Annotated in this window: 28 protein-coding genes; 18 read left to right on the top strand and 10 right to left on the bottom strand. The window is 68.8% G+C overall.

The features are described 5' to 3' along the window. Nucleotides 1-29: 29 nt before the first annotated feature. Together ribA and ABZ345_RS16630 are read left to right on the top strand one after the other, a co-directional pair. The gene (gene ribA / locus ABZ345_RS16635) at nt 30-662 is read left to right on the top strand and encodes a GTP cyclohydrolase II (RefSeq protein ID WP_359848605.1); all 633 of its coding nucleotides are present in this window, start codon (nt 30-32) and stop codon (nt 660-662) included. 38 nt (nt 663-700) lie between these two features. Further along, the gene (locus ABZ345_RS16630; RefSeq protein WP_359848602.1) at nt 701-1,882 is read left to right on the top strand and encodes an amidohydrolase family protein; all 1,182 of its coding nucleotides are present in this window, start codon (nt 701-703) and stop codon (nt 1,880-1,882) included. Here ABZ345_RS16630 and ABZ345_RS16625 read toward each other — a convergent pair. The 3 genes from ABZ345_RS16625 to ABZ345_RS16615 are packed head-to-tail and all read right to left on the bottom strand — an operon-like array spanning nt 1,840 to nt 3,424. Beyond that, nucleotides 1,840-2,784, bottom strand: coding sequence for an NAD(P)-dependent alcohol dehydrogenase (locus ABZ345_RS16625; RefSeq protein ID WP_359848599.1), 945 nt, complete (start codon nt 2,782-2,784; stop codon nt 1,840-1,842). The genes ABZ345_RS16630 and ABZ345_RS16625 overlap by 43 nt on opposite strands. Further along, nucleotides 2,781-3,005, bottom strand: a complete 225-nt coding sequence (locus ABZ345_RS16620) for a helix-turn-helix transcriptional regulator (RefSeq protein ID WP_359848597.1) — start codon at nt 3,003-3,005, stop codon at nt 2,781-2,783. The genes ABZ345_RS16625 and ABZ345_RS16620 overlap by 4 nt, the downstream gene beginning before the upstream one ends. Then, entirely contained in the window at nt 3,002-3,424 is a 423-nt protein-coding gene (locus ABZ345_RS16615; RefSeq protein WP_359848594.1) for a hypothetical protein, read from the bottom strand. Before ABZ345_RS16615 ends, ABZ345_RS16620 begins: the two co-directional genes overlap by 4 nt. Nucleotides 3,425-3,575: 151 nt before the next feature. Between ABZ345_RS16615 and ABZ345_RS16610 the strand changes: the two genes are divergently transcribed. The 4 genes from ABZ345_RS16610 (at nt 3,576) to ABZ345_RS16595 (ending at nt 5,672) form a co-directional block, all read left to right on the top strand. Continuing rightward, a complete protein-coding gene (locus ABZ345_RS16610; protein ID WP_359848592.1) occupies nt 3,576-4,448 on the top strand; it encodes a tat pathway signal sequence in 873 nt (290 codons plus the stop codon). Between the two features lie 116 nt (nt 4,449-4,564). Further along, nucleotides 4,565-4,756: a hypothetical protein gene (locus tag ABZ345_RS16605; RefSeq protein WP_359848589.1), complete on the top strand. Its 192-nt coding sequence runs from the start codon at nt 4,565-4,567 to the stop codon at nt 4,754-4,756. Nucleotides 4,757-4,854: 98 nt separating this feature from the next. Then, entirely contained in the window at nt 4,855-5,172 is a 318-nt protein-coding gene (locus ABZ345_RS16600; protein ID WP_359848587.1) for a hypothetical protein, read from the top strand. Continuing rightward, entirely contained in the window at nt 5,166-5,672 is a 507-nt protein-coding gene (locus tag ABZ345_RS16595; RefSeq protein ID WP_359848584.1) for a hypothetical protein, read from the top strand. Before ABZ345_RS16600 ends, ABZ345_RS16595 begins: the two co-directional genes overlap by 7 nt. On the opposite strand, the gene ABZ345_RS16590 is transcribed toward ABZ345_RS16595, so the two are convergent. From ABZ345_RS16590 to ABZ345_RS16580, 3 genes are all read right to left on the bottom strand, one after another. After that, the gene (locus ABZ345_RS16590; protein WP_359848581.1) at nt 5,663-6,022 is read right to left on the bottom strand and encodes a VOC family protein; all 360 of its coding nucleotides are present in this window, start codon (nt 6,020-6,022) and stop codon (nt 5,663-5,665) included. The genes ABZ345_RS16595 and ABZ345_RS16590 overlap by 10 nt on opposite strands. Beyond that, the gene (locus tag ABZ345_RS16585; protein WP_359848578.1) at nt 6,019-6,366 is read right to left on the bottom strand and encodes an MmcQ/YjbR family DNA-binding protein; all 348 of its coding nucleotides are present in this window, start codon (nt 6,364-6,366) and stop codon (nt 6,019-6,021) included. Before ABZ345_RS16585 ends, ABZ345_RS16590 begins: the two co-directional genes overlap by 4 nt. A gap of 196 nt (nt 6,367-6,562) precedes the next feature. Then, on the bottom strand, nt 6,563-7,114 hold the full coding sequence (locus ABZ345_RS16580) for a hypothetical protein (protein WP_359848575.1): 552 nt from the start codon (nt 7,112-7,114) through the stop codon (nt 6,563-6,565). A gap of 54 nt (nt 7,115-7,168) precedes the next feature. Between ABZ345_RS16580 and ABZ345_RS16575 the strand changes: the two genes are divergently transcribed. Further along, a complete protein-coding gene (locus ABZ345_RS16575; protein ID WP_359848572.1) occupies nt 7,169-7,756 on the top strand; it encodes a suppressor of fused domain protein in 588 nt (195 codons plus the stop codon). On the opposite strand, the gene ABZ345_RS16570 is transcribed toward ABZ345_RS16575, so the two are convergent. Beyond that, nucleotides 7,716-8,630 (bottom strand): DMT family transporter, encoded by a 915-nt coding sequence (locus ABZ345_RS16570; protein WP_359848569.1) that lies wholly within the window; start codon nt 8,628-8,630, stop codon nt 7,716-7,718. The two genes, ABZ345_RS16575 and ABZ345_RS16570, sit on opposite strands and share 41 nt — an antisense overlap. Between ABZ345_RS16570 and ABZ345_RS16565 the strand changes: the two genes are divergently transcribed. The 4 genes from ABZ345_RS16565 (at nt 8,629) to ABZ345_RS16550 (ending at nt 13,852) form a co-directional block, all read left to right on the top strand. Further along, nucleotides 8,629-10,023: a PLP-dependent aminotransferase family protein gene (locus ABZ345_RS16565; RefSeq protein ID WP_359848566.1), complete on the top strand. Its 1,395-nt coding sequence runs from the start codon at nt 8,629-8,631 to the stop codon at nt 10,021-10,023. The genes ABZ345_RS16570 and ABZ345_RS16565 overlap by 2 nt on opposite strands. A 67-nt stretch (nt 10,024-10,090) precedes the next feature. Then, a complete protein-coding gene (locus ABZ345_RS16560; RefSeq protein ID WP_359848563.1) occupies nt 10,091-10,525 on the top strand; it encodes a Fur family transcriptional regulator in 435 nt (144 codons plus the stop codon). Between the two features lie 18 nt (nt 10,526-10,543). Beyond that, on the top strand, nt 10,544-12,775 hold the full coding sequence (gene katG, locus ABZ345_RS16555; RefSeq protein WP_359848560.1) for a catalase/peroxidase HPI: 2,232 nt from the start codon (nt 10,544-10,546) through the stop codon (nt 12,773-12,775). Nucleotides 12,776-12,832: 57 nt separating this feature from the next. Beyond that, nucleotides 12,833-13,852, top strand: a complete 1,020-nt coding sequence (locus tag ABZ345_RS16550) for an amidohydrolase family protein (protein ID WP_359848557.1) — start codon at nt 12,833-12,835, stop codon at nt 13,850-13,852. 320 nt (nt 13,853-14,172) lie between these two features. Here the strand turns inward: ABZ345_RS16550 and ABZ345_RS16545 are convergent, their stop codons facing one another. Further along, the gene (locus ABZ345_RS16545) at nt 14,173-14,814 is read right to left on the bottom strand and encodes a DedA family protein (protein ID WP_359848554.1); all 642 of its coding nucleotides are present in this window, start codon (nt 14,812-14,814) and stop codon (nt 14,173-14,175) included. Between the two features lie 185 nt (nt 14,815-14,999). Between ABZ345_RS16545 and ABZ345_RS16540 the strand changes: the two genes are divergently transcribed. The 7 genes from ABZ345_RS16540 to ABZ345_RS16510 are packed head-to-tail and all read left to right on the top strand — an operon-like array spanning nt 15,000 to nt 21,053. Further along, nucleotides 15,000-16,124 (top strand): histidine kinase, encoded by a 1,125-nt coding sequence (locus ABZ345_RS16540; protein WP_359848551.1) that lies wholly within the window; start codon nt 15,000-15,002, stop codon nt 16,122-16,124. Further along, the gene (locus ABZ345_RS16535; RefSeq protein WP_359848548.1) at nt 16,115-16,759 is read left to right on the top strand and encodes a response regulator transcription factor; all 645 of its coding nucleotides are present in this window, start codon (nt 16,115-16,117) and stop codon (nt 16,757-16,759) included. Before ABZ345_RS16540 ends, ABZ345_RS16535 begins: the two co-directional genes overlap by 10 nt. After that, the gene (locus tag ABZ345_RS16530) at nt 16,759-17,190 is read left to right on the top strand and encodes a hypothetical protein (protein WP_359848545.1); all 432 of its coding nucleotides are present in this window, start codon (nt 16,759-16,761) and stop codon (nt 17,188-17,190) included. The genes ABZ345_RS16535 and ABZ345_RS16530 overlap by 1 nt, the downstream gene beginning before the upstream one ends. Further along, nucleotides 17,166-17,645, top strand: a complete 480-nt coding sequence (locus ABZ345_RS16525) for a phosphotransferase (protein WP_359848542.1) — start codon at nt 17,166-17,168, stop codon at nt 17,643-17,645. Before ABZ345_RS16530 ends, ABZ345_RS16525 begins: the two co-directional genes overlap by 25 nt. Beyond that, on the top strand, nt 17,646-19,130 hold the full coding sequence (locus ABZ345_RS16520) for a beta-xylosidase (protein ID WP_359848539.1): 1,485 nt from the start codon (nt 17,646-17,648) through the stop codon (nt 19,128-19,130). A gap of 41 nt (nt 19,131-19,171) precedes the next feature. Next, nucleotides 19,172-20,488, top strand: coding sequence for a hypothetical protein (locus ABZ345_RS16515; RefSeq protein ID WP_359848536.1), 1,317 nt, complete (start codon nt 19,172-19,174; stop codon nt 20,486-20,488). 46 nt (nt 20,489-20,534) lie between these two features. Continuing rightward, the gene (locus tag ABZ345_RS16510) at nt 20,535-21,053 is read left to right on the top strand and encodes a pyridoxamine 5'-phosphate oxidase family protein (RefSeq protein WP_359848533.1); all 519 of its coding nucleotides are present in this window, start codon (nt 20,535-20,537) and stop codon (nt 21,051-21,053) included. Here ABZ345_RS16510 and ABZ345_RS16505 read toward each other — a convergent pair. Beyond that, entirely contained in the window at nt 21,046-21,828 is a 783-nt protein-coding gene (locus ABZ345_RS16505; protein ID WP_359848530.1) for an ergot alkaloid biosynthesis protein, read from the bottom strand. The two genes, ABZ345_RS16510 and ABZ345_RS16505, sit on opposite strands and share 8 nt — an antisense overlap. Beyond that, nucleotides 21,825-22,205, bottom strand: coding sequence for a nuclear transport factor 2 family protein (locus ABZ345_RS16500; protein WP_359848527.1), 381 nt, complete (start codon nt 22,203-22,205; stop codon nt 21,825-21,827). The genes ABZ345_RS16505 and ABZ345_RS16500 overlap by 4 nt, the downstream gene beginning before the upstream one ends. Nucleotides 22,206-22,271 lie beyond the last annotated feature (66 nt).

Below are 22,271 nucleotides of genomic sequence, written 5' to 3'. Positions count from 1 at the left end.
GAGGCGCCAGGTGGACGAGGGGACCCGAGATGTTCGAACAGGCCTTCAACGATGACGATGTAGCGGAGTCCGACCTGGTCACCCGCCGCGGCACCTTCCGCGCGATCGCCTTCCGCGCAGACGGCCACGAGCACATGGCGCTCGTCTACGGCAAGACCAAGCTCCGCGAGAACGTCCTGGTCCGCATCCACTCCGAGTGCATGACCGGCGACATCTTCGGCGCCATGCGCTGCGAGTGCGGCGAGCAGCTGGACGCCGCGCTGAACACCATCGTGCGCGAGGGCAGCGGCATCCTCATCTACCTGCGGGGTCACGAAGGCCGCGGCATCGGTTTGGTGGCAAAGGTTCGCACGCACGTCCTGCAGGACCAGGGCATGGACACCCTGGACTCCGCCACGTCGCTGGGCCTGCCGGTGGACATCCGCGACTACACCCCGGCGGCCCGCGTGCTGAAGCACCTGCGCGTGCAGTCCGTGCGGTTGATGTCCAACAACCCGGACAAGATCGCGGCGCTGGAGGACAACGGCATCCCGGTCACCTCGCGGGTCCCCCTGCTGATGGCGCCCAACTCGCACAACATCGCGTACCTGACGGCGAAGCGCGACCGGCTCGGTCACGACCTGCCGCAGGTCGACTCCTTCACGTTGCCGCACGCCCGCTGATCGTTGATTTCCCAGCATGTGGCGCTCAGAATGTCTCGATGCTGGCGCTGCGGGCAGGGCGTGCGTTCGACGGTGAGCACTCACTCGCCGGTCCCGTCACGGTCATCACCGAGAACGGCACGATCAAGGCGGTCGAGCAGGGCCATCCGGACGTTCCCGGTGCCGAGGTCGTCGATCTCGGCACCGCGACCGTCCTACCGGGACTGATCGACACCCACGTCCACCTCGGCGCGGACAGCGAGAACGGCGCGCTGGACCGGCTGCCCGGCTTCTCCCCCGAGCAGCTGGACGCGGTCATCCTGGACAGCCTGGCGCGTCACCTCGAGGCAGGCGTGACCACGGTCCGCGACCTGGGCGACCACCGGTGGTCGGTGATCGACCAGCGAGGCCGGCACGTGCAGCGCGTCCTCGGCTCCGGCCCTCCCATCACCAGCCCTCAGGGCCATTGCTGGTCCATGGGCGGCGAGTCCTCCGGAGACGATGCACTCCGTCAGGCCGTGCGCGAGCGGGCCGAACGCAAGGTCGACATCGTCAAGATCATGGCCAGCGGCGGTTTCGCCACCCCCGGCACCGCCGTCGGCGACTGCCAGTTCACCGAGCACGAGCTTCGCGTCGTCGTCGAGGAAGCCCACGCCCACGGCCTGCCGGTGACCGCCCACGCCCACAGCCTCGCCGCGGCGCAACGAGCCGTGGCCGCGGGAGTGGACGGCGTCGAACACCTCTCCTGCCTGACCGACCGGGGCATGCAGGTTCCTCCCGACCTGATGCACGCCCTGGCAGAGGCGGACATCGCGGTGTGCCACACCCTGGGCGTCACGCAGGAACCGCCACCGTTCATCAAGGAGGCGTGGGAGAAGATCGGCATGAGCTACACCGCCAAGGTGAGCATGGCGGGCCTGATGTACGACCACGGCGTGAAGACCGTGGCGGGCACCGATGGCGGCATCGGCGCTGGCAAACCACACGGTGCCCTCCCCTACTCGGTCGCCGACCTGGTCAAGGGAGGCGTGCCGAACGCCGCCGCGCTGGCCGCCGCGACGAGCGTGGCGGCGAAGGTGTGCGGTGTCACCAAGGGGATGCTCAAGCCGGGCTGGGACGCGGACATCATCGCCGTGCATGGAAATCCCATGCGGGACATCACGGCTCTGCACAACGTGACCACCGTGGTCATCGGCGGTCAGATCGTGACGACGACCTTGCCCCTCGCCCGTCGCGAGTAGAGGTGCTCGACGGCGTCCAGCGCCTCGGACAACGGGAACTCCCGGTCCACCGCCGGTTTCACCTTGCCGGCCTCGATCAGCACGCGCAGCTCGTCGAAGACGTCACCGCGTGCGTTCGACATCAGCATGACGAACTTCTGCGGCACGAACGGGTTCACCACGACCGCGCGCACCGCCCGTTCGACCCCGCCCGTCAGCGATCCGCCGGTCTCGGAACCGACCAGAACCGCCGTGCCGCGCGGGGTCAACGCCTTGCGCAGCCTGGACAACGACCGGTTGCCACCGCAGTCGAGGATGAGGTCGTAGGTGCCGGTGAAGTCCGCGACGGTGTAGTCGACGACCTCGTCCGCGCCCAGCGACCGCACCAGCTCCACTTTCCGCGTGCTGCACACGCCGGTCACGTGCGCGCCGAGGGCTTTCGCGATCTGCACCCCGTACGACCCGACGCCGCCACCGGCACCGAGCACCGCGACCCGTTGTCCCGCTTGCACTTCACGCAGCCCCTGCACTGCCGTCCCACCCGAGACCGGCACGGCGGCCGCCTCCGCGAACGAGAGCCCGGCGGGTTTGCGCGCCAGGTGAGAGACCTTTGCGACGGAGTACTCGGCGAACGACCCCGCGCACGTGCCGAACACCTCGTCACCGGGCGCGAACTCGGTGACACCGGGGCCGATCTCCTTCACGACACCGGAGACGTCCATGCCCGGCACCGGTGACTTCGGTCTGCGGAACCCGAACCCCATGAACCGCAACAGGTACGGCTTCCCGGTGAGCAGGTGCCACGTGCCCATGTCGACGCCCGCGGCCCGCACCTCCAGCAGAACCTCGCCCGGCCCAGGCACAGGCACGTCCAGATCACCGAGCACCGCCGATCCGTATCTTCGTTGCACGACAGCCTTCACTCGTCTTCCTCCTCCGGGTACTGGAAAACCTCGTCGAGCGACACCTTGAACGCGCGCGCGATCTTGAACGCGACCTCCAGCGAAGGCGAGTACTTCCCCTGCTCGATGGCGATCAGCGTCTGCCGCGTCACGCCGATGACCTGGGCGAGATCGGCCTGCTTCATCTCGCCGTTCGCGAACCGCAGCGCGCGGATGGAGTTCGTGACCTTCGTGGGCTTCATGCCATTCCCCGCCGGTAGGCGTAGATCTTCGCCACCGAGCCGAGCAGGGCGGACAGCACGAAGCACAGGTAGAGCACGTTCGCGATCCAGAAGTGCGGCACCTCGAACACCGCGAGCGCCATCGCCGAGACGCCGCCGATCACGACGAACGACTGTCCGATGTGGTCACCGAACCGGCCGATCTCGCGGTCGCGTTCGTCGACCTGCATGCCGTCGTTGCGCGCGGCGATGCCGAACCAGATCCCCGTCGTGATGCCGACGACGATCCCGAACACGATCGTCCACAGCAGCGCGCCGGCGTACGGCGTCTCGGTGAGCGGTCTCTCACCTCTGTTGAGCAGGACAATCAGCACATACACGGCGTAACCCACCATGGCGGTGATCGCCATGGTCCACGCCCGCTTCTCCTCGACCGCCATGGTCCGCACCCCTGATGTCAAAGAAACCTGACACGACCAAGGTAAAGCGAAGCAGACACCATGTCAAATATCTTTAACTTCCGCCCGAACTTGATCGACGCGGCCGTATGGCGGTCGACTGCCGCCGATCGGACCCATTAGCGTGCGACGCATGCTCCGTCCGATCCTTGTTGCGTGCGCGCTTGCCCTCACGGCGTGCAGTCAGGCCGCGACGGGGGACTCACCCGCCGCCACGAGCACGCAGCCGAGTTCCCAGCCGCCGTCGCAGACACCGGCCGCCGCCGTCGCCACGCCCGAGGTCTGCGCACTGCCCGACAGCGGCTTCGACTGCGCGTTCCAGAAGCGCATCATGGACGCGAAGGCCTACGCCGAGACCAGGCCGGGCACCGTCGGCATCGTGCTGCGGGACCGCAAGACCGGGGCGACGTGGCGCAACGACCGCGCGGGCGACATGACGTGGACCGCGTCGACGATCAAGCTCGCGATGGTCGTGAACCTGCTGGAGCGCAACCGGTCCGGCAAGATCAAGCTGACCACCGACGACCGCCGGCTGATGACCGCGATGCTGCACAGCTCCGACGACGAGGCCGCGGACGCGTTGTGGAAGAAGTACACCGGCACGACGTTCAACGCGGCCTTCCCGAAGTACGGAATGACCGATTTGGTGCCGCAGAAGGGTTATTCGGCGACTTTCCCCTACTGGGGCTTCCAGAAGTGCACGGCGAACGACCTCGACCGGCTGATCAACTACGTGCTCGACTCGGTGCCCGCGGAGGACCGCGCCTACATCGTCGGGCAGATGCGCCAGGTCGGCCCCGAGCAGCAGTGGGGTGTGTGGGGACCCGATTCGGGCACGAAGAACGGCTGGTCGGAGGAAGACGGCGGCTGGGTGATGAACTCGGTGGGGTTCGTCGGGGCCGATGAGCGGTACACGGTCGCGATCATGAACAACCTCAGGGGCGAGGGCGGCTACGACGCCGGCCGTCAGACCGACACGGAGATCACCCGGATCCTCTTCCGCTGAGGAGTCAGGCGGAATGTCAGACCCCGTTGCCAACGTGGTGAGCGACCTGCCAGGAACTGGGGAAGAGGTCGAACCGTGCCGGTGCTACGCGGGCACGCCGCACCGGCGATGGCTCCGTGACGGTGACCGGCCTCGATGGCCGCCGCAGGCTTCACCACCACCGCGCGCTGACCACGAACCTCGTCGAGGCGGGCCTGCGCATGAGCGGCACCGGCCACGTGCCGACCGCGATCGCCAACGGCGTCATGGAGAAGGCGCGGCCTCGCGATGGAGCAGGGCATCAAGGACGGCTACAACAAGGCCCCTGAAGCCGATCACCTGGGTCTTCGGCCCGGCGGGTGGCTCCCTGGCCGTCGGCGTCCTGTCGCGGTTCGAACCCGGCAGGCGCACGAATCGGCTGTGGGCCTTGACCTCCACGCGTCTGGTGGTCGCCGAGCGGGTCGTGGCGCCTCCGGACCCCACGCCTTCCTCGTTCCTGGGCAAGGCGATCGGCTTCGGCAAGGACGTCGGCAAGATCCTCACGGACAACCGCCGCAAGTTCGGTGAGCACATCGAGGGCGAGCCCGTCCCCGTGCCTTCCTACCGCGTGGTCGCCGAGATCCCGCGCACTCAGATCGCCGACGTCCAGTCCAGTGCCGCTTCTCTGCGCGTGATGCTTACCGACGGCTCGGCTTCGAGTTCCTGCTCGAACCTCCGGCCTCGTCCGAGGACAAGATCGTGGTGAAGGAACTGACCAAGTCCTGGCTGCGGCGCGGCGAAAACCTGGTGCTGGGCCTGCCACCGGTCGTCGGCTACGTGGGCGCCCTCGTCGGTAGCACACTTCAGGTGCTCTGGACCGCTCAGAGCCCGATGCCCCCACTACCGCAGGACAAGCTCCGCTGGCCACTGCCCGCCCCACCGTCCCCGCCGGACTGGCTGGACGACCCGATACTCGGCTACTGGCTGGAAGCACCCGCCCCGTCCAGCCTCGCCGTACAGCTGGCCGACCACTTCGCCTTCAGCCGCGGCAACGCTCGCCTGGCCGTGAGCGACCAACGCGTGGCCGTCGTCTACCCCACGCATCTGTTCGAGGCCAAGCCCTCCAGCGTCTTCACGACCTTCGCGGAGATCCCGCGCGGCGCCGTGCGGCTCGAAACCCCTGTGGTTGGCGCAAGTCTGCCCGTGAAGCCGGTCGTGCGACTGACGTTCGCCGACGGCTCTCGCCTAGATCTCCGTCACCCCTGAACCGACTCCCACAGACACAGCACACTGCCCTCACTGTCCTTGATGTACTGCGAGAACCCGAATTCACCAACGCGTTCCTTGGCGTTGAGCAGCACGCCGCCGGCCGCGACGACCTTCCGCGCCACGTCGTCGATGCTCGGCACGTCGATGATCAGCACGGGCCCCTGCACGAACTCGGTACGCGGCGAAATCCCGCCATCACTGTCCGCAGGATCGACAGTTTCGCCGTCGGTGTCGACGAGCACGTACTCGAACGGCAGCTTCTGCGCCGACCACCCGAACACGTCGCGGTAGAAGGCCACCGCACGCCCCAGGTCGTCGGCAGGCAGCTCGAACTTGACCCGCGTCATCGCGCGAGGTCCGGCACCTGCGCGACAAGCTCATCCGGCGCGGACAGCCGCCACGCCTCGAACACGAGCTCCCCGAGCTCGTCGGCCTCGATGCCCTCCAGGTACACCACGACCCAGCCGAACCCGCCCGCCGTGAACTGCACCTCGAAGACGTCCGGCCGCTCGGCCACCAACGCCAGCTGCTCGGACAGCGTCTGCTTCAGCCCGACCGTCTGCGTGCGCGGCCAGAAGTAGCCGAACACCTTGCCCCGCACCTTCAGGGTGTCGTACGAGTTCCCGGACGTCCGCTTCACCTCGGCGAGCGCGTCCACGATCTTGAAGAGTTCCTTGTCCCGCACAGCCACTGTCGACCCCCAAAGCCGAAGGACAGCAGTATAGGTCTGCTCAGCACGGGCGCCGGCCGAGGCGCAGGCGACCGCGATGTCGAAGAGATCTCGCGCCGTCGAGCTTAAGAAGGCCAACGTTCCCAGACTGATTCGAGCAACTTCGCTCGCAACAGTCGGTCGGGATCGAGGCGCATCGAGCCATGACGCAGGCGAACTACCTGCTGACGCTCGCCGAGCGATGAATCCTCCTCACGTGGTCGGCGATCAGGGCCGCGTGGGACAGCGGGGTCTTGAGGTCGTCGGGGTCGCCGTTGGTCGTGTAGTCGAGCAGCACGACGTCCGCCGACTCGGCTGAATGTGCAAGCTCTGCGACCAGGTCCTGCAGGCGGTTTTCCAGGACCCAGCGGTAGGTCGGCAGGTAGATCTCGTGGCGCGCCGTGCGGTAGTCGAGGAGGTGGTCGCCCTCCAGACCCGCGCGGTGGCCCCGGACGGGACCGAAGCGGCGCACCGTGCGCTTCAGGCCCTTCATCGAGGTTACCGAAAGCTTTGACGGGTCCACGTCGGAGTTCTCGAAGACCTTCAACGCCTGCCAGACGCCCTCCACCGACTCGCTCACAACGCCCGGCGACATGGGCACCGGGATGTCGCCGTGCGGGTAGAACGGGCTGAAGCGCACCCATGGGTCGGGGCCGCGGGAGGTCACGTCGATGACCACGGCGTCCGGGCGCGTCACCTTGCGGCGCTTGCTCGCGACTTCGATCGGCATGAACCGAGGATGGCAGCAGGGTCTGACAATTCTGGGCCGCCTAAGCTCGGCGGCATGGGCGGACCTGAGGCGATTGAACGGCACGTCGAGGCACATTTCGGGCCGATCGAGTTCGTGTTCCACGCGATGCCGTCGACCGGGGTGCACGTGCTGGTGGCCGGGCCCACCGAGGAACGTCCTTACCGGACGTTGGTCACCGAGGGCATGAGCGACGTGGCCATGACGGTGCCGGACGGGGCGAATCCGTTCGCCGAGCTGATGATGGCGTTGCCGGCGGACTGGCCGATCGAGGACCTCACGGCCGACGACTCGTGGCCGGTGCACCTGCTCAAGTACCTGGCGACGTTCCCGCACGAGAACGGCACCTGGCTCGGACCGTGGCACCTGCTGCCCAACGGTGACCCGGCGTTGCCTTACGCGCCGAACACGGAGTTCGCGGGCATGGTCGTCACGCCGATGATCAACGTGCGCACACCGGAAGCGCGCGAGATCGACGGCAAGATCAGTCTGCTTGCCGTCGTCCCGCTGCATCCTGCCGAGATTCGGCTCAAGATCGAGCAGGGATCGGACGCGCTCATCGAGGCGTTCGACCGTGCTGGGATCAGCGAACTGGTTGAGCCTCAACGGCCGTCGTCTGTGTGACGCGGCTGCGTTGGGTCAGCACGACGCACACGAGTACGACTGCGGCGGTGGCCATGGCGGGCCAGCCGACCGGTTCGCCGAGGACGAGGGCTGACCAGATCAGGGTCAGGACCGGTTGTGCCAGTTGGATCTGGCCGATCTTGGCGACGCCTCCCGCGGCGAGGCCCGCGTACCAGGCGAAGAAGCCCAGGAACATCGAGACCAGGGCCACGTAAGCGAAACTGAGCCAGACAACGGGTGTGGCGCGCGAAAAGTCCGCTGTGTACAAGGAAACCGGGATCGTCACGGGCAACGAGACGACCAGGGCCCAGCAGACCGTACGCGCGCCGCCCAGTTCGCGAGAGAGTGCGCCGCCCTCGGCGTACCCCAAGCCGCACAACACGACCGCGAACAGCAGATAGCCGTCGGCCAGGCTCAGCGAACCGGAGAAGCCGCCGCCGGTCGCCACGAAGGCGAGCACTGCCAGCAAGCCCGCGCCGCTCGCCAGCCAGAACGTCAGCGGCGGGCGTTCGGAGGCGCGGACGACCGCCCAGATCGCCGTGGACATGGGCAGCACGGCGATCACGACGGCGCCGTGGGCCGAGGTCTGGGTGGTGAGGGCCAGGGACGTGAAGAGCGGGAAGCCGATCACGATGCCGGCGGCGACGATGATCAGGCGGCGCACCTGCGTTACCGACGGAAGCGGGGCACGCGATAACGCCAGGTAGGCGATCGCCAGCAGACCGGCGACCAGGGCGCGGCCGAAAGCCACGAACCACGGGTCGAGTGCGGCTACTGCCAGGCGGGTTGCCGGGAGGGAGAAGCTGAAGCCCAGCACGCCCACAGCGCCGAGTGTTACCCCCGCTGGCACGATAACGTTACTCTTGGCTCTCATGAATGAGGATAACGCAGCCGTCCGCGTTATCGAGGACCTGAGAGCTGCGGCACGTGCCGGGCGCGCGGGCGATCGGATGCCGTCGGTGCGCGATCTGATGGCGAGGCATCGGGCCTCACCCGCGACCGTGCAGCAGGCGATCCAGCACGTCGCGGCCGAAGGGCTCGTCGAGGTGCGGCCCGGCAAAGGCAGTTACGTCGCCCCGCGGACGAAGGCCACGAGCCAGGACCTGTCGTGGCAGGCCGTCGCGCTCGGCGAGGGCAGGCCGGGCGAGGACCTCGTGGCGAACCTCGTCGCGGTGCCGAAGCCCGAGGTCATCCCCCTGTCCAGCGGGTACCTCGACCCGGACCTGCAGCCCACGGACGCGCTCGGCGCCGCGCTCACCAGGGCCGCGCGCAGGCCCGCGTCGTGGGGGCGGGTGCCGGTCGAGGGCAAGGAGGAGCTGCGCGCGTGGTTCGCGAAGGAGGCGGGCGGCGAGCTCAGGGCGGGCGACATGACGGTGTGCGCGGGCGCTCAGGAAGCGCTCGCGACGGTGTTCCGCGGGCTGGGTGACCGGGGCGACGCCGTGCTGGTCGAGGCGCCGACCTACCTCGGTGCGATCGCCGCGGCGCGCGACGCCGGGCTCAAGGTCGTGGCGGTGCCCGCGGATCAGGACGGGGTACGACCGGATCTGCTGCGGGCGGCGTTCGAACGGACCAGCGCGAAGCTCTTCTACTGCCAGCCGCTGCACGCGAACCCGCACGGCGCCGTGTTGTCGGAACAACGGCGGCCCGAGGTCATGCGGATCATCCGCGCGGCGGGCGCGTTCCTCGTGGAGGACGACTGGGCGCGCGGCTTCACCATCGACGGCGCCGCACCGCCGACGCTGGCCTCGCAGGACGCCGACGGGCACGTCGTCTACGTCCGGTCGCTGACCAAGGTCGCCGCGCCGGGGCTGCGCGTCGCCGTGATCGGGGCGCGCGGGCCGGCGGGCATCCGTCTCAAGAACACCCGGTCGCGGCAGGACCTGTACGTCGCGGGGCCGCTGCAGGAGGCGGCGATCGACTTCGTGACGTCGCCGGTCTGGCGGCGGCACCTGCGCACGCTCCAGCAGTCCTTGAGGACCAGGCGCGACGCTCTGGCGCGCACGGTCCGCGAGCACCTGCCGGAGTTCGAGGTCGCACGGTCGTCGGGCGGCTTGCACCTGTGGGCGAGGCTGCCGGACGGCGTGGACGACCTCGAACTGACGGCGGCTGCCGCGGCACGCGATGTCGTGGTGTTCCCGGGCCGGCCGTGGTTCGCCGCTGAACCGCAGGGCAGTTTTCTCCGTTTGACTTACGGCGGAGCACCTGAGCACGTGCTCGCCGAGGGCGTGCGGCGGCTGGCCGACGCCATGGCCGCCGTCCGGCGATGACCTGGTCGAGTGAATTGCATCGTTCGTTAACTTGACTCACTCCAGAAAAGACGGCAGGGTGGCTCCCGTGCCCACGGCTTCGGACTTCGAGCGCTTGTTGCGTGGAGCGTCACTTCGCGTGACGGCTCCGCGGATAGCTGTGCTGTCCGCGGTGCACGGCCACCCGCACGCCGACACGGACTCGATCATCGGTGTCGTGCGTCAGAACCTCGGCGCGGTCTCTCATCAGGCCGTGTACGACGTGCTCCGCGCTTTGACCGGAGCCGGCCTGTTGCGACGCATCGAACCTCAAGGCTCGGTTGCGCGTTATGAGGCTCGCGTCGGGGACAACCACCACCACGTCGTGTGCAGATCCTGCGGCGCCATCGCCGACGTCGACTGTTCTGTCGGCGCCGCGCCCTGCCTGGACGCATCCGACGACCACGGGTTCGTCATCGACGAGGCCGAGGTCATCTACTGGGGCACCTGCCCCGAGTGCACGACCGCCGCGAAAAGTTCCTGAACATCCGGAAGGATTCCCGTGTCCGACAGCACTGACGCCAAGGTGAGCGAACTGAACGTGGAGGAGGCTGGCGGCTGCCCGGTCGCGCACGGGCGACTCAGCCACCCGACCGAGGGCGGCGGCAACCGCGACTGGTGGCCCAAGCAGCTCAACCTCCGGATCCTCCGCAAGCACCCCGTCCAGGCCAACCCCATGGGCGGTGAGTTCGACTACGGCAAGGAGTTCCTGACCGTCGACCTCGACGAGCTGGCGCGCGACGTCGACGCCGTGCTGACCGAGTCGAAGGACTGGTGGCCCGCGGACTTCGGGCACTACGGCCCGTTCATGATCCGCATGGCGTGGCACAGCGCGGGCACCTACCGCACCCACGACGGCCGCGGTGGCGCCGGTGCGGGCATGCAGCGCTTCGCTCCGCTCAACAGCTGGCCGGACAACGGCAACCTGGACAAGGCCCGCCGTCTGCTGTGGCCTGTCAAGAAGAAGTGGGGCCGCAAGGTCTCCTGGGCCGACCTCATGATCTTCACGGGCAACCGCGCGCTGGAGACCATGGGCTTCACGACCTTCGGCTTCGCCGGCGGCCGCAACGACGTGTGGGAGCCGGACGAGGACGTGTACTGGGGCCCCGAGACCACGTGGCTCGGCGGCGACTCGCGCTACAGCGGTGAGCGCGACCTCGAGTCCCCGCTGGCCGCGGTCCAGATGGGTCTGATCTACGTCAACCCCGAGGGCCCGAACGGCAACCCGGACCCGCTGGCCGCCGCCCGCGACATCCGCGAGACGTTCGGCCGCATGGGAATGAACGACGAGGAGACCGTCGCGCTCATCGCCGGTGGCCACACCTTCGGCAAGGCGCACGGTGCCGGTGACCCGTCGCTGGTCGGCGCCGAGCCCGAGGGCTCGCTGATGGACTCGCAGGGCTTCGGCTGGATCAGCACGCACGGCACCGGCAAGGGCCGTGACACGATCACGTCCGGCCTCGAGGTCACCTGGACCCAGCAGCCCACCAAGTGGACGAACCTGTTCTTCAAGAACCTGTTCGCGTTCGAGTGGGAGCTCACCAAGTCCCCGGCCGGCGCGCACCAGTGGAAGCCGAAGGACGGCGCGGGCGCCAACACGGTGCCGGACCCCGAGGACGGCACGCTCAACCGCACGCCGATGATGCTGACCACGGACCTCGCGCTGCGCGTCGACCCGATCTACGAGCCGATCTCGCGCAGGTTCGCGGAGAGCCACGAGGCGTTCGCGGAGGCCTTCTCCCGCGCGTGGTTCAAGCTGACCCACCGCGACATGGGCCCGATCCAGCGCTACCTCGGCCCGCAGGTGCCGCAGGAGGAGCTGATCTGGCAGGACCGCCTGCCGGTGCGCGACTACGAGCTGATCGACGCCGCTGACGTGGCTTCGCTGAAGGCCAAGATCCTCGAGTCGGGCCTCTCGATCTCGCAGCTGGTCAAGACCGCGTGGGCCTCGGCCTCGTCGTTCCGCCAGAGCGACAAGCGCGGTGGCGCGAACGGTGCCCGCATCCGCCTGGAGCCGCAGCGCAACTGGGAGGTCAACGAGCCGGCTGAGCTCGCCCAGGTGCTGCGCGTCCTGGAGGGCGTGCAGGAGGCGTTCAACAGCTCTGTCTCCGGTGGCAAGAAGGTCTCGCTGGCCGACGTGATCGTCCTCGGCGGTGCCGCGGCGATCGAGCAGGCCGCGAAGGCCGCGGGCCACGACGTCGAGGTGCCGTTCCTCGCGGGCCGGGTCGACGCGACCCAGGAGCAGACCGACGCCGAGTCGTTCGCGGTGCTGGAGCCCACCGTCGACGGCTTCCGCAACTTCGGCGGCAAGGCCACCCCGCTCCCGTCGGAGTACCTGCTGATCGACAGGGCCAACCTGCTCGGCCTCTCCGCACCGGAGATGACCGTGCTCGTCGGCGGTCTGCGGGTGCTGGGCGCGAACCACGGCGGCTCGCAGGCCGGCGTGCTCACGGCCAAGCCGGGGGCGCTGACCAACGACTTCTTCGTCAACCTGCTCGACATGGAGACGGAGTGGAAGTCGGTCACCGAGGACGAGGAGAACTTCGAGGGCCGCGACCGCGCCACCGGTGCCGTCCGGTGGACCGGCACGCGCAACGACCTGGTGTTCGGCTCGAACTCCGAGCTGCGCGCCGTCGCCGAGGTCTACGCGAGTGACGACGCGTCGGAGAAGTTCGTCCAGGACTTCGTCTCCGCGTGGAACAAGGTCATGAACGCGGACCGTTACGACGTCTGATCTCGTTCTGTTCCGGTACCCCAGGCCACTCCCCCGGCCTGGGGTACCGTCGTTTTCATGAGGATCTGGGGGATCGCTCTGCCCTCGCGCGCTCCGGTCTCGTTCGTCGTGGACGGCGAACGGTTGCGCGCTTCTGGTACGTCCACTTCGGACGGTCTGTGGCTGCTGCCGGGGCTGGTCGACGTGCACTCGCACGCCGGGACCGAGGCTCCAACGGATGCTTACTCGCACGAGGTGTTCCGGCGGCACATGCTCGCTCATCGGGCTGCCGGGGTGCTGACCGTGCGGTCGCCTGGGTCCGCGGATCCCGTGCTGGACCGGGCTGATGACGCTGACCTGCCTCGGTTGGCTCGGAGCGGGCGGTGGCTGGCCACGCCGGGGAGGTTCTTCGCCGGTGCCGGCAGGCGGGTCGAGGAGGACGAGCTCCCTTCGGCCGCGGTCGAGGAGGCCGTGGCCGGGTGGTGCAAGGTCATCGGGGACTGGATGCCCGATGATCCGCCGGTGCCGCTGGATGTTCTGACGGCGACCGTTGACGCGGTGCATGCCGCGGGTAGGCGCGTTGCTGTGCACTGTCAGACCGCCGAGGGGTGTCGCAACGCTGTGCTGGCCGGGGCGGACAGTCTCGAGCACGGGATGCACCTGGATCATTCGCTCCTTTCGCGGATGGCGGCTCAGGGGACGGCGCTGGTGCCGACGTTCACGGCGTTCGCCGGGGTGTTGAAGGGGCTGGAGAAGTCGTCGGACGCGCGGTTCAGGGAGTGGATTCAGGGCGGGTGGGAGCATGCGTTTCCCACTGTTCGCGCGGCTTACGAGGCTGGTGTGACCGTGTTGGCGGGGACGGACAACAAGCCTTGCGGTGAGGTGGCCGGGGAGATCTCGTGGCTGATCAAGGCCGGGATGCCGGTCGAGGCGGCGGTCGGGGCCGGGTCTTGGACTGCGCGGGCATGGCTGGGGTTGCCGGGGCTGGTGGATGGCGGGTTCGCTGATGTGGTGGGTTATGACGCGGATCCGTGTGAGGAGCCGGACGTGCTGACGCGGCCGCGGCTGATTGTGTTGCGCGGCAAGCTTGTCGGCTGAGGGTTGTTGGCTGAAGCCGCCACGAGGGTTGAACGAGTGGTGCCGCCGAACCCACCTGACCCGGATCGGGTAGCCGTCGAGGCCGCTACGGGTGCGGTCGTGGATCGCGCGGGCATGGCGCAAGCCGTCTGAGTTGGTGGACGGTGCTCTCGCCGATGTGGCGCTCAAGGCGCGGGGCCGTGCGAGAAACCGGACGTGCTGATGCGGCGGCAGGTTGTGTTGCTCGGCTGACGTTGTTGCGCGGATTGAAGAGGCGGGCGCGCGTGTACCCGCCCAGCCGAGGTGCGGTGAGGTGGCTGAGGGCGCGGCAGGTCGCGAGGTCACTGCTTGACGCGGCGGAAGACCTCGGTGGCTTCTGGGTCGGGCTTGGGGCGGTGGCGCAGGCGGGTTGCCACGAAGAGGGCGACCGCCAGGGCCAGGGCGGCCAGCACCAGCTTTTGGAAGATGCCCGCGTAGGCGTCGACTCGGTGCCAGTTCTCGCCCAGCAGGTAGCCGGCGCCTACGAAGGCGGTGTTCCAGATCAGGCTTCCTAACGTGGTGAGCGCCAGGAATTTCGGGAAGTTCATGCGTTCCACTCCTGCGGGCAGGGAGATGAAGCTGCGGAACAGCGGCACCATTCGGCCGAAGAACACGGCTTTGGTGCCGTGGCGGGTGAACCAGGCTTCGGATTTGTCGAAGTCGGTCACCTTGACCAGGGGGATGCGGGCCACCAGGCGGCGGGTGCGGTCGCGGCCCAGGAGCATGCCCGCCAGGTAGACGATGACGGCGCCGGCCACTGAGCCCAGGGTGGTCCAGAACAGGGCCGCGGGCAGGCTGAACACGCCTTTGCTCGCGGAGAAGCCCGCCAGGGGGAGCACCAGTTCGCTCGGGATCGGCGGGAACAGGTTGTCCAGGCCCACCACCACGGCGGCGCCCACGCCTCCCAGGGTTTGCATCAGGTTCACGGCCCACTCAGCCAGCATTGCGTTTTCCCCTTGTGGTGGTCGAATTGGTCGGGTCAACGTTAGGAATGGGGGTGGGGTGGCGCTATGAGGTAAGCCGTTTGGATTTCAGCGGGAAACCGCACGAGGACATTGCGGGAAACCACAGGGCGATATTGCGGGAAACCGCAATGCCGGGGGCTGGGGTGGCCAGTACGGTGGGTGATGTGCGGCAGGATGATCAGCTCAGCGCCGGGGCGTTGGTGCGCGGGTGGTTCCGGATGCTCTTCGGGCTGATCATCGGGGCGGTGACCGGGCTGGTGGGGCTCGTCGCGGCTGCGGTGGGTGTCGGGGTGGTTCAGCAGGCCGAGTACGAGCTGCGCAGGATCGAGCAGTTCGACCGGGTGGTGCACACGAACCCGCTCACCAGGAGCGGGTGCCGCCGGTACGTGGCGGTGCGGTGGCTGGTCGGTGTGCTGGGCGCGGGCGTCATCACGATGCTGGCGTTCTGGTACTGCGTCGGGATCTCGATGGTCACGGCGTTGTTGTTCGACGGCTCCTGGGCGTTGATCGAGGACGGCGACCACGTCACCTTGGAGCTGCTCGCGCTGGTGGCGATACCGGGTGCGCTGGTCATCTTCGTGACGACCGCGGGCGTGCCGGGTGTGGCCGCGCTGGACCGGTGGCTCGCCACCAGGATGCTCGGGACCAGTCAGCAAACGCTGCTGCGCCAACGGGTTGCGGAGCTGACGAGCACGCGGGCCGAGGTGATCGAGGCGATCGACGACGAGCGGAGGCGCATCGAAAGAGACCTGCACGACGGGGTTCAGCAGCGGCTCGTCGCGATCGGCATGCTGATCGGCAGGGCGCGCAGGACCAAGGACGACGAGCAGCTCCAGCGGTTGCTGCGGCAAGCGCACGACACGGCGGCCGAGACCATCGACGAACTGCGGGAGGTCGCGACGCGGGTCTACCCGGCCGTGCTCGACGACTCGGGGCTGGACACGGCGCTGGAGGTGCTGGCGGAACGGTCCAGCGTGCGCGTCGAGATCGACAACCTGCTGGAGGACCCGCCGGGGACCGCGCTGGAGACGGTGATCTACTTCGTGGTGTCCGAGGCCGTCAACAACGCGGCCAAGCACGCGAACCCGTCGGTGGTGGAGGTCTGCGTGCGGCCGGGCGAGGACGACATCACGGTGACGGTGCAGGACAACGGGATGGGCGGGGCGGACGAGTCGGGAACCGGGCTGTCCGGGCTGGCCCGCCGGGTCAAGGCCGTCGACGGGGACTTCGAGGTGATCAGTCCGGCCGGCGGGCCCACCACGATCTACGCGAGGGTGCCGTGCGAGTGATCCTGGCCGAGGACTCGACGCTGCTGCGCGAGGGCCTGATCCGGTTGCTCGCCGAGGAGGGCCACGAGGTCGTGGCCGCCGTCGGCACCGCACCGGAACTGCTGAAGGCGACCGAAGAACACCAGCCGGACATCGTCGTCACGGACGTCCGGATGCCGCCCGACCACAAGGACGACGGCATGCGCGCGGCGTTGACGATCCGGGAGAAGTGGCCGAACGTCGCCGTTCTCGTGCTCTCGCAGTACATCGAGAACCGGTACGCCACCGAGCTCATCACCAGCACCGGCGGCAGGGTCGGCTACCTGCTCAAGGACCGCGTGGCCCAGGTCGACGAGTTCCTGGAGGCGCTGGACCGGGTCGCGGCGGGCGGTGCGGCGTTCGACCCGGAGGTCGTGCGCAGGCTGCTGACCAGGACCACGCAGGTCGACCCGCTCGAAACGCTGACCCAGCGGGAGAAGAACGTCCTCGAACTGATGGCGCAGGGTCTGACCAACGCCCGCATCTCCGAGCAGTTGCACATCTCGCAGAGCGCAGCGGAGAAGCACATCAACGCGATCTTCGACAAGCTCGGGCTCGCCGGCTCGTCCGGTCTGAGCCGCCGTGTGATGGCCGTCGTCCGCTTCCTGGGCAGCTGATGACGCTCGACGACCTGCTCAAGACGCCCGGCGCCGAGCTCGCACGCGGCACGTTCAACGATGCCGTCGTAGTGCCGGGCGAGTGGGTGGCGAGATTTCCTCGCGCGGACCTGGCCGACGCACGCCGACGGGCCCAGGCTCTGCGGCGGATCGGGCAGCTGGATCTTCCTTTCGCCGTACCGGAAGTCGTCGAAGACCGGTTGGATCTGCCATTGGGCCAGGCGCACGTCATCATCTCGTACCTGCCCGGCGAACCGTCGGACACCGCGAGCGACGAGGCCGTCCTCGACGTTCTCGACGCACTGGCCGCGGTCGAACTGGACGAAGAACTCCTCGTCCTGCTTGATGAACCGCTGCACCACGCGGGCGGGCGGAAAGTGCGGACCTGCCCACGGCGAAGGGCTTCGTGCACGGCGACCTGGCACCGGTGAACCTGCGCTGGCACAACGGAAAGATCAGCGGAGTCATCGACTGGGACTTCGCCTGCGCTGGCGATCCCGCTCTCGACGCCGCCGCGTTCGCCGGCTACGGCTGGCCGCTGGTGAGACGCGTCCGGCCGGGCTTGTACGAACGGGCGCGCACGCACGCCGCGATGTTCCCGCTGACCGGCGCGGCGTCCGCGATCCGGCAGGGCGGCGACCCGGCGAAGTTCCTCGCCTGGTTCCGCCGCCGGTGCGCGGTCCGCGAACACCCACCAGCGAGCCAGCCGACGAAAAACCCGGCGTGCCCGCAGTCACAGAGCGGCGCACCTTTGTCGCCGAAATTGGGCTCCTGGGCTGCGGTATTGCACATCAGGCAACCGCGCGAAGACCAATCGACCGGACATGAATCGGACTCCGAATACGTACTTCACCCGTCCGGAGGACTTGATCACTATGATGGGTGAGTGCCCCTGAGACGTCGACCCCTCGCGCTGCTGCCTGCGCTCGCGCTGCTCGGCGCGGTCACGGCGTGTACCAGCGCCGCGGTCGGCGACCCCGTCGGTACTCCAGCGGGGCAGGTAGTGGCGCCGGAGAGCAACGCTCCCGAGGCGCCGAGGGAACGCATCAAGCTCACCACGGACAACTCGCGGCAGAGCTCCGGCACGGTCGTCGCCGGGGTCGAGGACGCGGTCTACAACTACGCGCCGGCCGTGATGATGGACGGCGGCAGGGTCCGCACGTGGTGGTGCAGCCAGATGGGCAGCGCCCAGCCGAACGGCGACGACATCCTCTACAGCGAGGGTCCCAGCGCGGACGGGCCGTTCAGCACAGCGCGCGCGGTGCTGTCCGGCAGCGGCTCCAGCTTCGACGCGATGCACACGTGCGACCCGTCGCTGGTCAAGATCGGCGACACCTATTACATGTATTACACCGGCGCGTCGCGGGACAACCACGCGAACGGCAGCTCGATCGGTGTCGCGACCAGCAAGGACGGCACCAACTGGGCGCGGGCCAACGGCGGCCGGGCGATCGTCGGCCCGTCCAACGACGTCAGTCGCGAGAACACCTACGGCGCCGGCCAGCAGTCCGCGATCTACCTCGACGGCTGGGTCTACCTGCTCTTCACCGACACCACGGGGTACGCGGCGGCCACGAACGGCGCCGGCCAGTACGTCGTGCGCTCGAAGGACCCGCTGTTCGGCACCGGTGTCGAGGCACTGGGCCCGCAGGGCTTCAAGCCGGTGGACTCGACCAACCAGCCTCGCACCCGGTCGCTGGTCGAGGCCTTCAGCGCGGACTGGATGTGGATCGAGGCGGCGTCGACGTTCGCGATCGCCCACTCGACCGACGCCGGCACCACCATCACGTTCTGGAACAAGGAGTTCACCCGGCACCCGTTCGAGCCGGTCGTGATCCCCGGAGCGTGGAAGGAAGGCCCCGGCCTGGTGCGCAGCCCCGAGGGCCACGCGCCGGTGAACGCCGGTGACCCGTGCAACAGGGTCGGGCTGGACGTCCTGCGCGCCACCTCCAGCGACGGGTCCGGCGCCCCCACGAACATCAACCACTTCGGCGTTGACGCGCTCGGGCTCAACGGCTGCGTCACGGCCGACGAGGCGCGGGCGCTCAACGGGTTCGCGATGCCCTCCCCCGAACGCACGGCGGACGTCGTGGTCGGCGGCAAGCTCGTCCGGTTCGAACGCGGCTCGGTCGCGGCTCAGTACGCGGTCGGCGTGCTGGCCAGGCGCCCGAAGGCGGTCGACTCGCTGAAGGTCGCGGTCCGCGTCCCGGCGGGCGTGCCCGCGGTCCGCAGCCCGCGCGACCAAGTGGGCCTGCTGGTGAACAACAAGCTGATGGTCATGAACTCTCTCGCGGCCGCCGAGCTCAACTCCTCCGAGGTCACCATCGTGACCCAGGAGCAGTGGGACCGGTTCGAGCGGCTGACGACCTGACCCGTACCGTTTCCCCGGTTCGAAACGGACATGGGGGACCGATGACGGCGACGACCGAACGAACGAGGGCACTCGCGGACAGCGTGATCCCGCTGCCCGCCGACCCTCCGCACGAGCGGGCGTGGCTCGGCTTCGCGGCCGCGTTCGGCGCGTCGGTGGCGTTCCTGCTGCTCATCCCGGCCGGCTGGGCCCGGCTCGACCACCTGTGGGCCGAGGACGGCGCCCGGTTCACGGTCGACGCGCTCCGCTCCCCCGCGCTCTCGAACCTGGTCCAGCCCTACGGCGGCTACCTGCACACTTTGCCGCGCCTGGTCGCCGAACTGGTCGCGCTGCTGCCGCTCGAGTGGGCTGCCGCCGGGTTCGCGATCTCGGCGGCGATGCTGCGGGCACTGGTGGCGTTGATCGCGTTCGCGGGTTCCAAGGCCTACATCAGGTCGGCGCCGTTGCGGTTCGCGCTGGCAGCGCTCGTGATCGTGTTGCCCGCGGGCAACTCCGAGACGTTGAACAACATGTCGAACCTGCACTGGTTCCTGCTCTACGGCGTCTTCTGGGCCTTGTTGTGGCGCAACGCCCCGCGCGTGCCGGTGGCGATCTTCGTCTTCCTCGCGACCGTGTCCAGCCCTCTCGTTTTCATTCTGGCGCCGATCGCGCTGGTGCGGCTTTTCCTGCCGCGCAAGGAAGTTCCGATCACGTTCCTCGCCGGACTGGCGGTCCAGGCCTTGGCCATGGTGCTCGCCACCAGGTCGCCGTACTCGCACGACGAGATCGACCCGGTGCAGGTGCTGCTGGCGAGCCTGCTGCGGGTGCCGGTGGTGGCGTTCACGGGATCCGAACGGGTCAGCCAGTTCTACCCCGAGCACGGCAACCTGACGATCCTCGTGGCGCTGCTGATCGCCGGGGTGCCGATGGCGGCGGGCTTCAGGTTCGCCGACCGGGCCGGACGAGCGCTGGTGCTGGTCGCCGCTGCCTACAGCGTGATCGTCATCGTCGCGTGCCTGGTGCTGAACTGGTCGCACGTCCTGCAGGTGCAGATCCCCGAGGTCGTGATCGCCGGGCAGCGCTACAGCATCGCGCCGTGCCTGTTCCTGTTCACCGCGATCTTCGTGGGCCTCGACGCGACGCCGTCGAAGACGTGGGAACGCGCGGTGGTCGGCGCGAGCCGCTACCTGATCGGGATCGCCGTGGTGGTCAGCATCTTCGCCCACATGCGGGTGCCCTACACGGTGCTGAAGGGCATTCCGTGGGACGAGAGCGTCGCGCGGGCCCGTGCGCAGTGCGCCGCCGGAGCGCAGGAAGTACGGCTGGAGCACGAGCCGAAGGACTGGTTCTTCATGCTGCCGTGCCGCTCTTTGAACTGATGGAACGCGGCTGTCGAAAACGGCCTTGCTCGTTCGACGACTGGGTATGACGAACTCGACGAAGACCCGCAACCTCGACCAGTACGGCAACGCCGCCCTGCAGTGGGCCACCGCACGGGACCTGCTCGACAAGGAGTCCGCGACGGTGAACGTGCCGTTCTTCCTGAACACCGTGCGACCGGACGGACGGCCGCACACGGTGGGCATCGGCGCCGTCTGGTTCGAGGACGCCCTGTACTTCGTGAGCGGGCCGGGCACCCGCAAGTCGCGCAACCTCGCGGAGAACCCGGCCTGCACGATCTCGGTGCGGCTCACCGGGATGGACCTGGTGCTGGAGGGCGACGCGCACCGCGTCACCGACGAGGCCACTTTGGACCGGGTCGCCGCGAGGTACCGGGAGGAGGCGGGCTGGCCCGCCCAGCGCGAGGGGCAGGCGTTCACCGCGCCCTACACCGCGCCGAGCGGTGGCCCGCCGCCCTGGTACCTCTACCGGATCTCGCTTCGGGCCGCCCACGCCGTGGCCACCGTCGCGCCGGGTGGGGCGACGCGCTGGACGTTCAGCTGAGGAACTCGCGGAATGATCGGGCCGGCCTGCCCGTCACGTCCTCGACGGTCGTGGTGACCCGGTCTTCCGCACCGCCCCGGATGTCCTCGTCGAGCCGGGCGAGGACCGCGGCGAACTCCCGCGGCAGGCCGACGGCGAACCGCTCGGTCATCTCCTCGGTGCTGACGGAGCGGTGCCGCACGGGCTTTCCGGTGACCTCGGTGAGGATCGCGGCGGCATCGGCGTAGCTCAGCGCCTCCGGGCCGGTGATCAGGTGATCTGTGTTGTGCGGCAACGGATCCGTGAGAGCCCGGGCGGCCACCGCGGCGATGTCGGCGGCGTCGACGAACCCGACCCTGCCGTCACCGGTGCCCGTGACGATCTCGCCGTCGCGAACGCCCGCCGCGACCGGGTGGTCGCCGGTGAAGTTCTGCATGAACCAGGAAGGCCGCAGCACCGCCCACTCCGGCATGGTCCGCACCAGTGCTGGGAGGGCGCCCATCCCCGTGGCGCCCTCCGGCACCGCGGACGAGCTCAGCAGCACCACCCGCCGCACCTGCCGCGCTCGGGCGAGGAAAGACTCGACCACCGGAGCCGGGTCGGCAACTCCAACCGGCGGGATCAGGTAGACGCGGCCGACCCCCTCCAGAGCGCTGTCGAACGTCGCCGGGACGTCCCAGTCGAACCGGACGTGGCCGTCCCGCACCGGCTTGCGGGTACCGACGCGGGCGTCCGGAAGCAGCTTCGCCAGCCGGCTGCCTGTCGTACCCGTACCGCCGACGATCAGCGTGTTCACGCCAGTTCCTGCACGTAGAGCGGGTTCCAGTAGTCGCGGTACGAGACGATCTCGCCGTCACGAACGGTGATCACCGCGATGTAGGAGAACCGGTACGGCTTGCCGGTCGCCACCACGACGCCCTCGGCGTCGAACTCGGCCACGACGACGTCCGGGTCGACGCTCTGGTGCACGACCTGCGCCGGAAAGCCCTGGATGTCCAGCATCTTCGGGTAGTCGCGCAGGTAGTCCTCGATCGCAGCCCGGCCCTCCAACCTCGACGGGTAACCGGGCGGGGCGAACGGGAACTCCATCACGCCGTCAACTGCCCACAGGCCCGCGAACCCGGCCATGTCCTTGTCCAGCAGCAGTTGCAGCGCCCGTGCAACGAGAGTCATGACTTCTCCAAACGAAATGGACGAGACGGTACCGTCCCGTCCACCACGATAGGCGGGACGGGACCG

The sequence above is a fragment of the Lentzea sp. NPDC005914 genome (assembly GCF_040629405.1).
GTDB lineage: Bacteria > Actinomycetota > Actinomycetes > Mycobacteriales > Pseudonocardiaceae > Lentzea.
Note: the sequence above shows the minus strand (reverse complement) of the source record. Positions and strands in the feature narration are given on the sequence as shown.

Coding starts and splice junctions, on each gene's coding strand:
- ribA (WP_359848605.1), top strand. CDS start 30: ATGTTCGAACAGGCCTTCAACGATGACGATGTAGCGGAGTCCGACCTG.
- ABZ345_RS16630 (WP_359848602.1), top strand. CDS start 701: ATGCTGGCGCTGCGGGCAGGGCGTGCGTTCGACGGTGAGCACTCACTC.
- ABZ345_RS16620 (WP_359848597.1), bottom strand. CDS start 3,005: ATGAAGCCCACGAAGGTCACGAACTCCATCCGCGCGCTGCGGTTCGCG.
- ABZ345_RS16615 (WP_359848594.1), bottom strand. CDS start 3,424: ATGGCGGTCGAGGAGAAGCGGGCGTGGACCATGGCGATCACCGCCATG.
- ABZ345_RS16610 (WP_359848592.1), top strand. CDS start 3,576: ATGCTCCGTCCGATCCTTGTTGCGTGCGCGCTTGCCCTCACGGCGTGC.
- ABZ345_RS16590 (WP_359848581.1), bottom strand. CDS start 6,022: ATGACGCGGGTCAAGTTCGAGCTGCCTGCCGACGACCTGGGGCGTGCG.
- ABZ345_RS16580 (WP_359848575.1), bottom strand. CDS start 7,114: ATGCCGATCGAAGTCGCGAGCAAGCGCCGCAAGGTGACGCGCCCGGAC.
- ABZ345_RS16575 (WP_359848572.1), top strand. CDS start 7,169: ATGGGCGGACCTGAGGCGATTGAACGGCACGTCGAGGCACATTTCGGG.
- ABZ345_RS16565 (WP_359848566.1), top strand. CDS start 8,629: ATGAATGAGGATAACGCAGCCGTCCGCGTTATCGAGGACCTGAGAGCT.
- ABZ345_RS16570 (WP_359848569.1), bottom strand. CDS start 8,630: ATGAGAGCCAAGAGTAACGTTATCGTGCCAGCGGGGGTAACACTCGGC.
- ABZ345_RS16550 (WP_359848557.1), top strand. CDS start 12,833: ATGAGGATCTGGGGGATCGCTCTGCCCTCGCGCGCTCCGGTCTCGTTC.
- ABZ345_RS16545 (WP_359848554.1), bottom strand. CDS start 14,814: ATGCTGGCTGAGTGGGCCGTGAACCTGATGCAAACCCTGGGAGGCGTG.
- ABZ345_RS16530 (WP_359848545.1), top strand. CDS start 16,759: ATGACGCTCGACGACCTGCTCAAGACGCCCGGCGCCGAGCTCGCACGC.
- ABZ345_RS16515 (WP_359848536.1), top strand. CDS start 19,172: ATGACGGCGACGACCGAACGAACGAGGGCACTCGCGGACAGCGTGATC.
- ABZ345_RS16510 (WP_359848533.1), top strand. CDS start 20,535: ATGACGAACTCGACGAAGACCCGCAACCTCGACCAGTACGGCAACGCC.
- ABZ345_RS16500 (WP_359848527.1), bottom strand. CDS start 22,205: ATGACTCTCGTTGCACGGGCGCTGCAACTGCTGCTGGACAAGGACATG.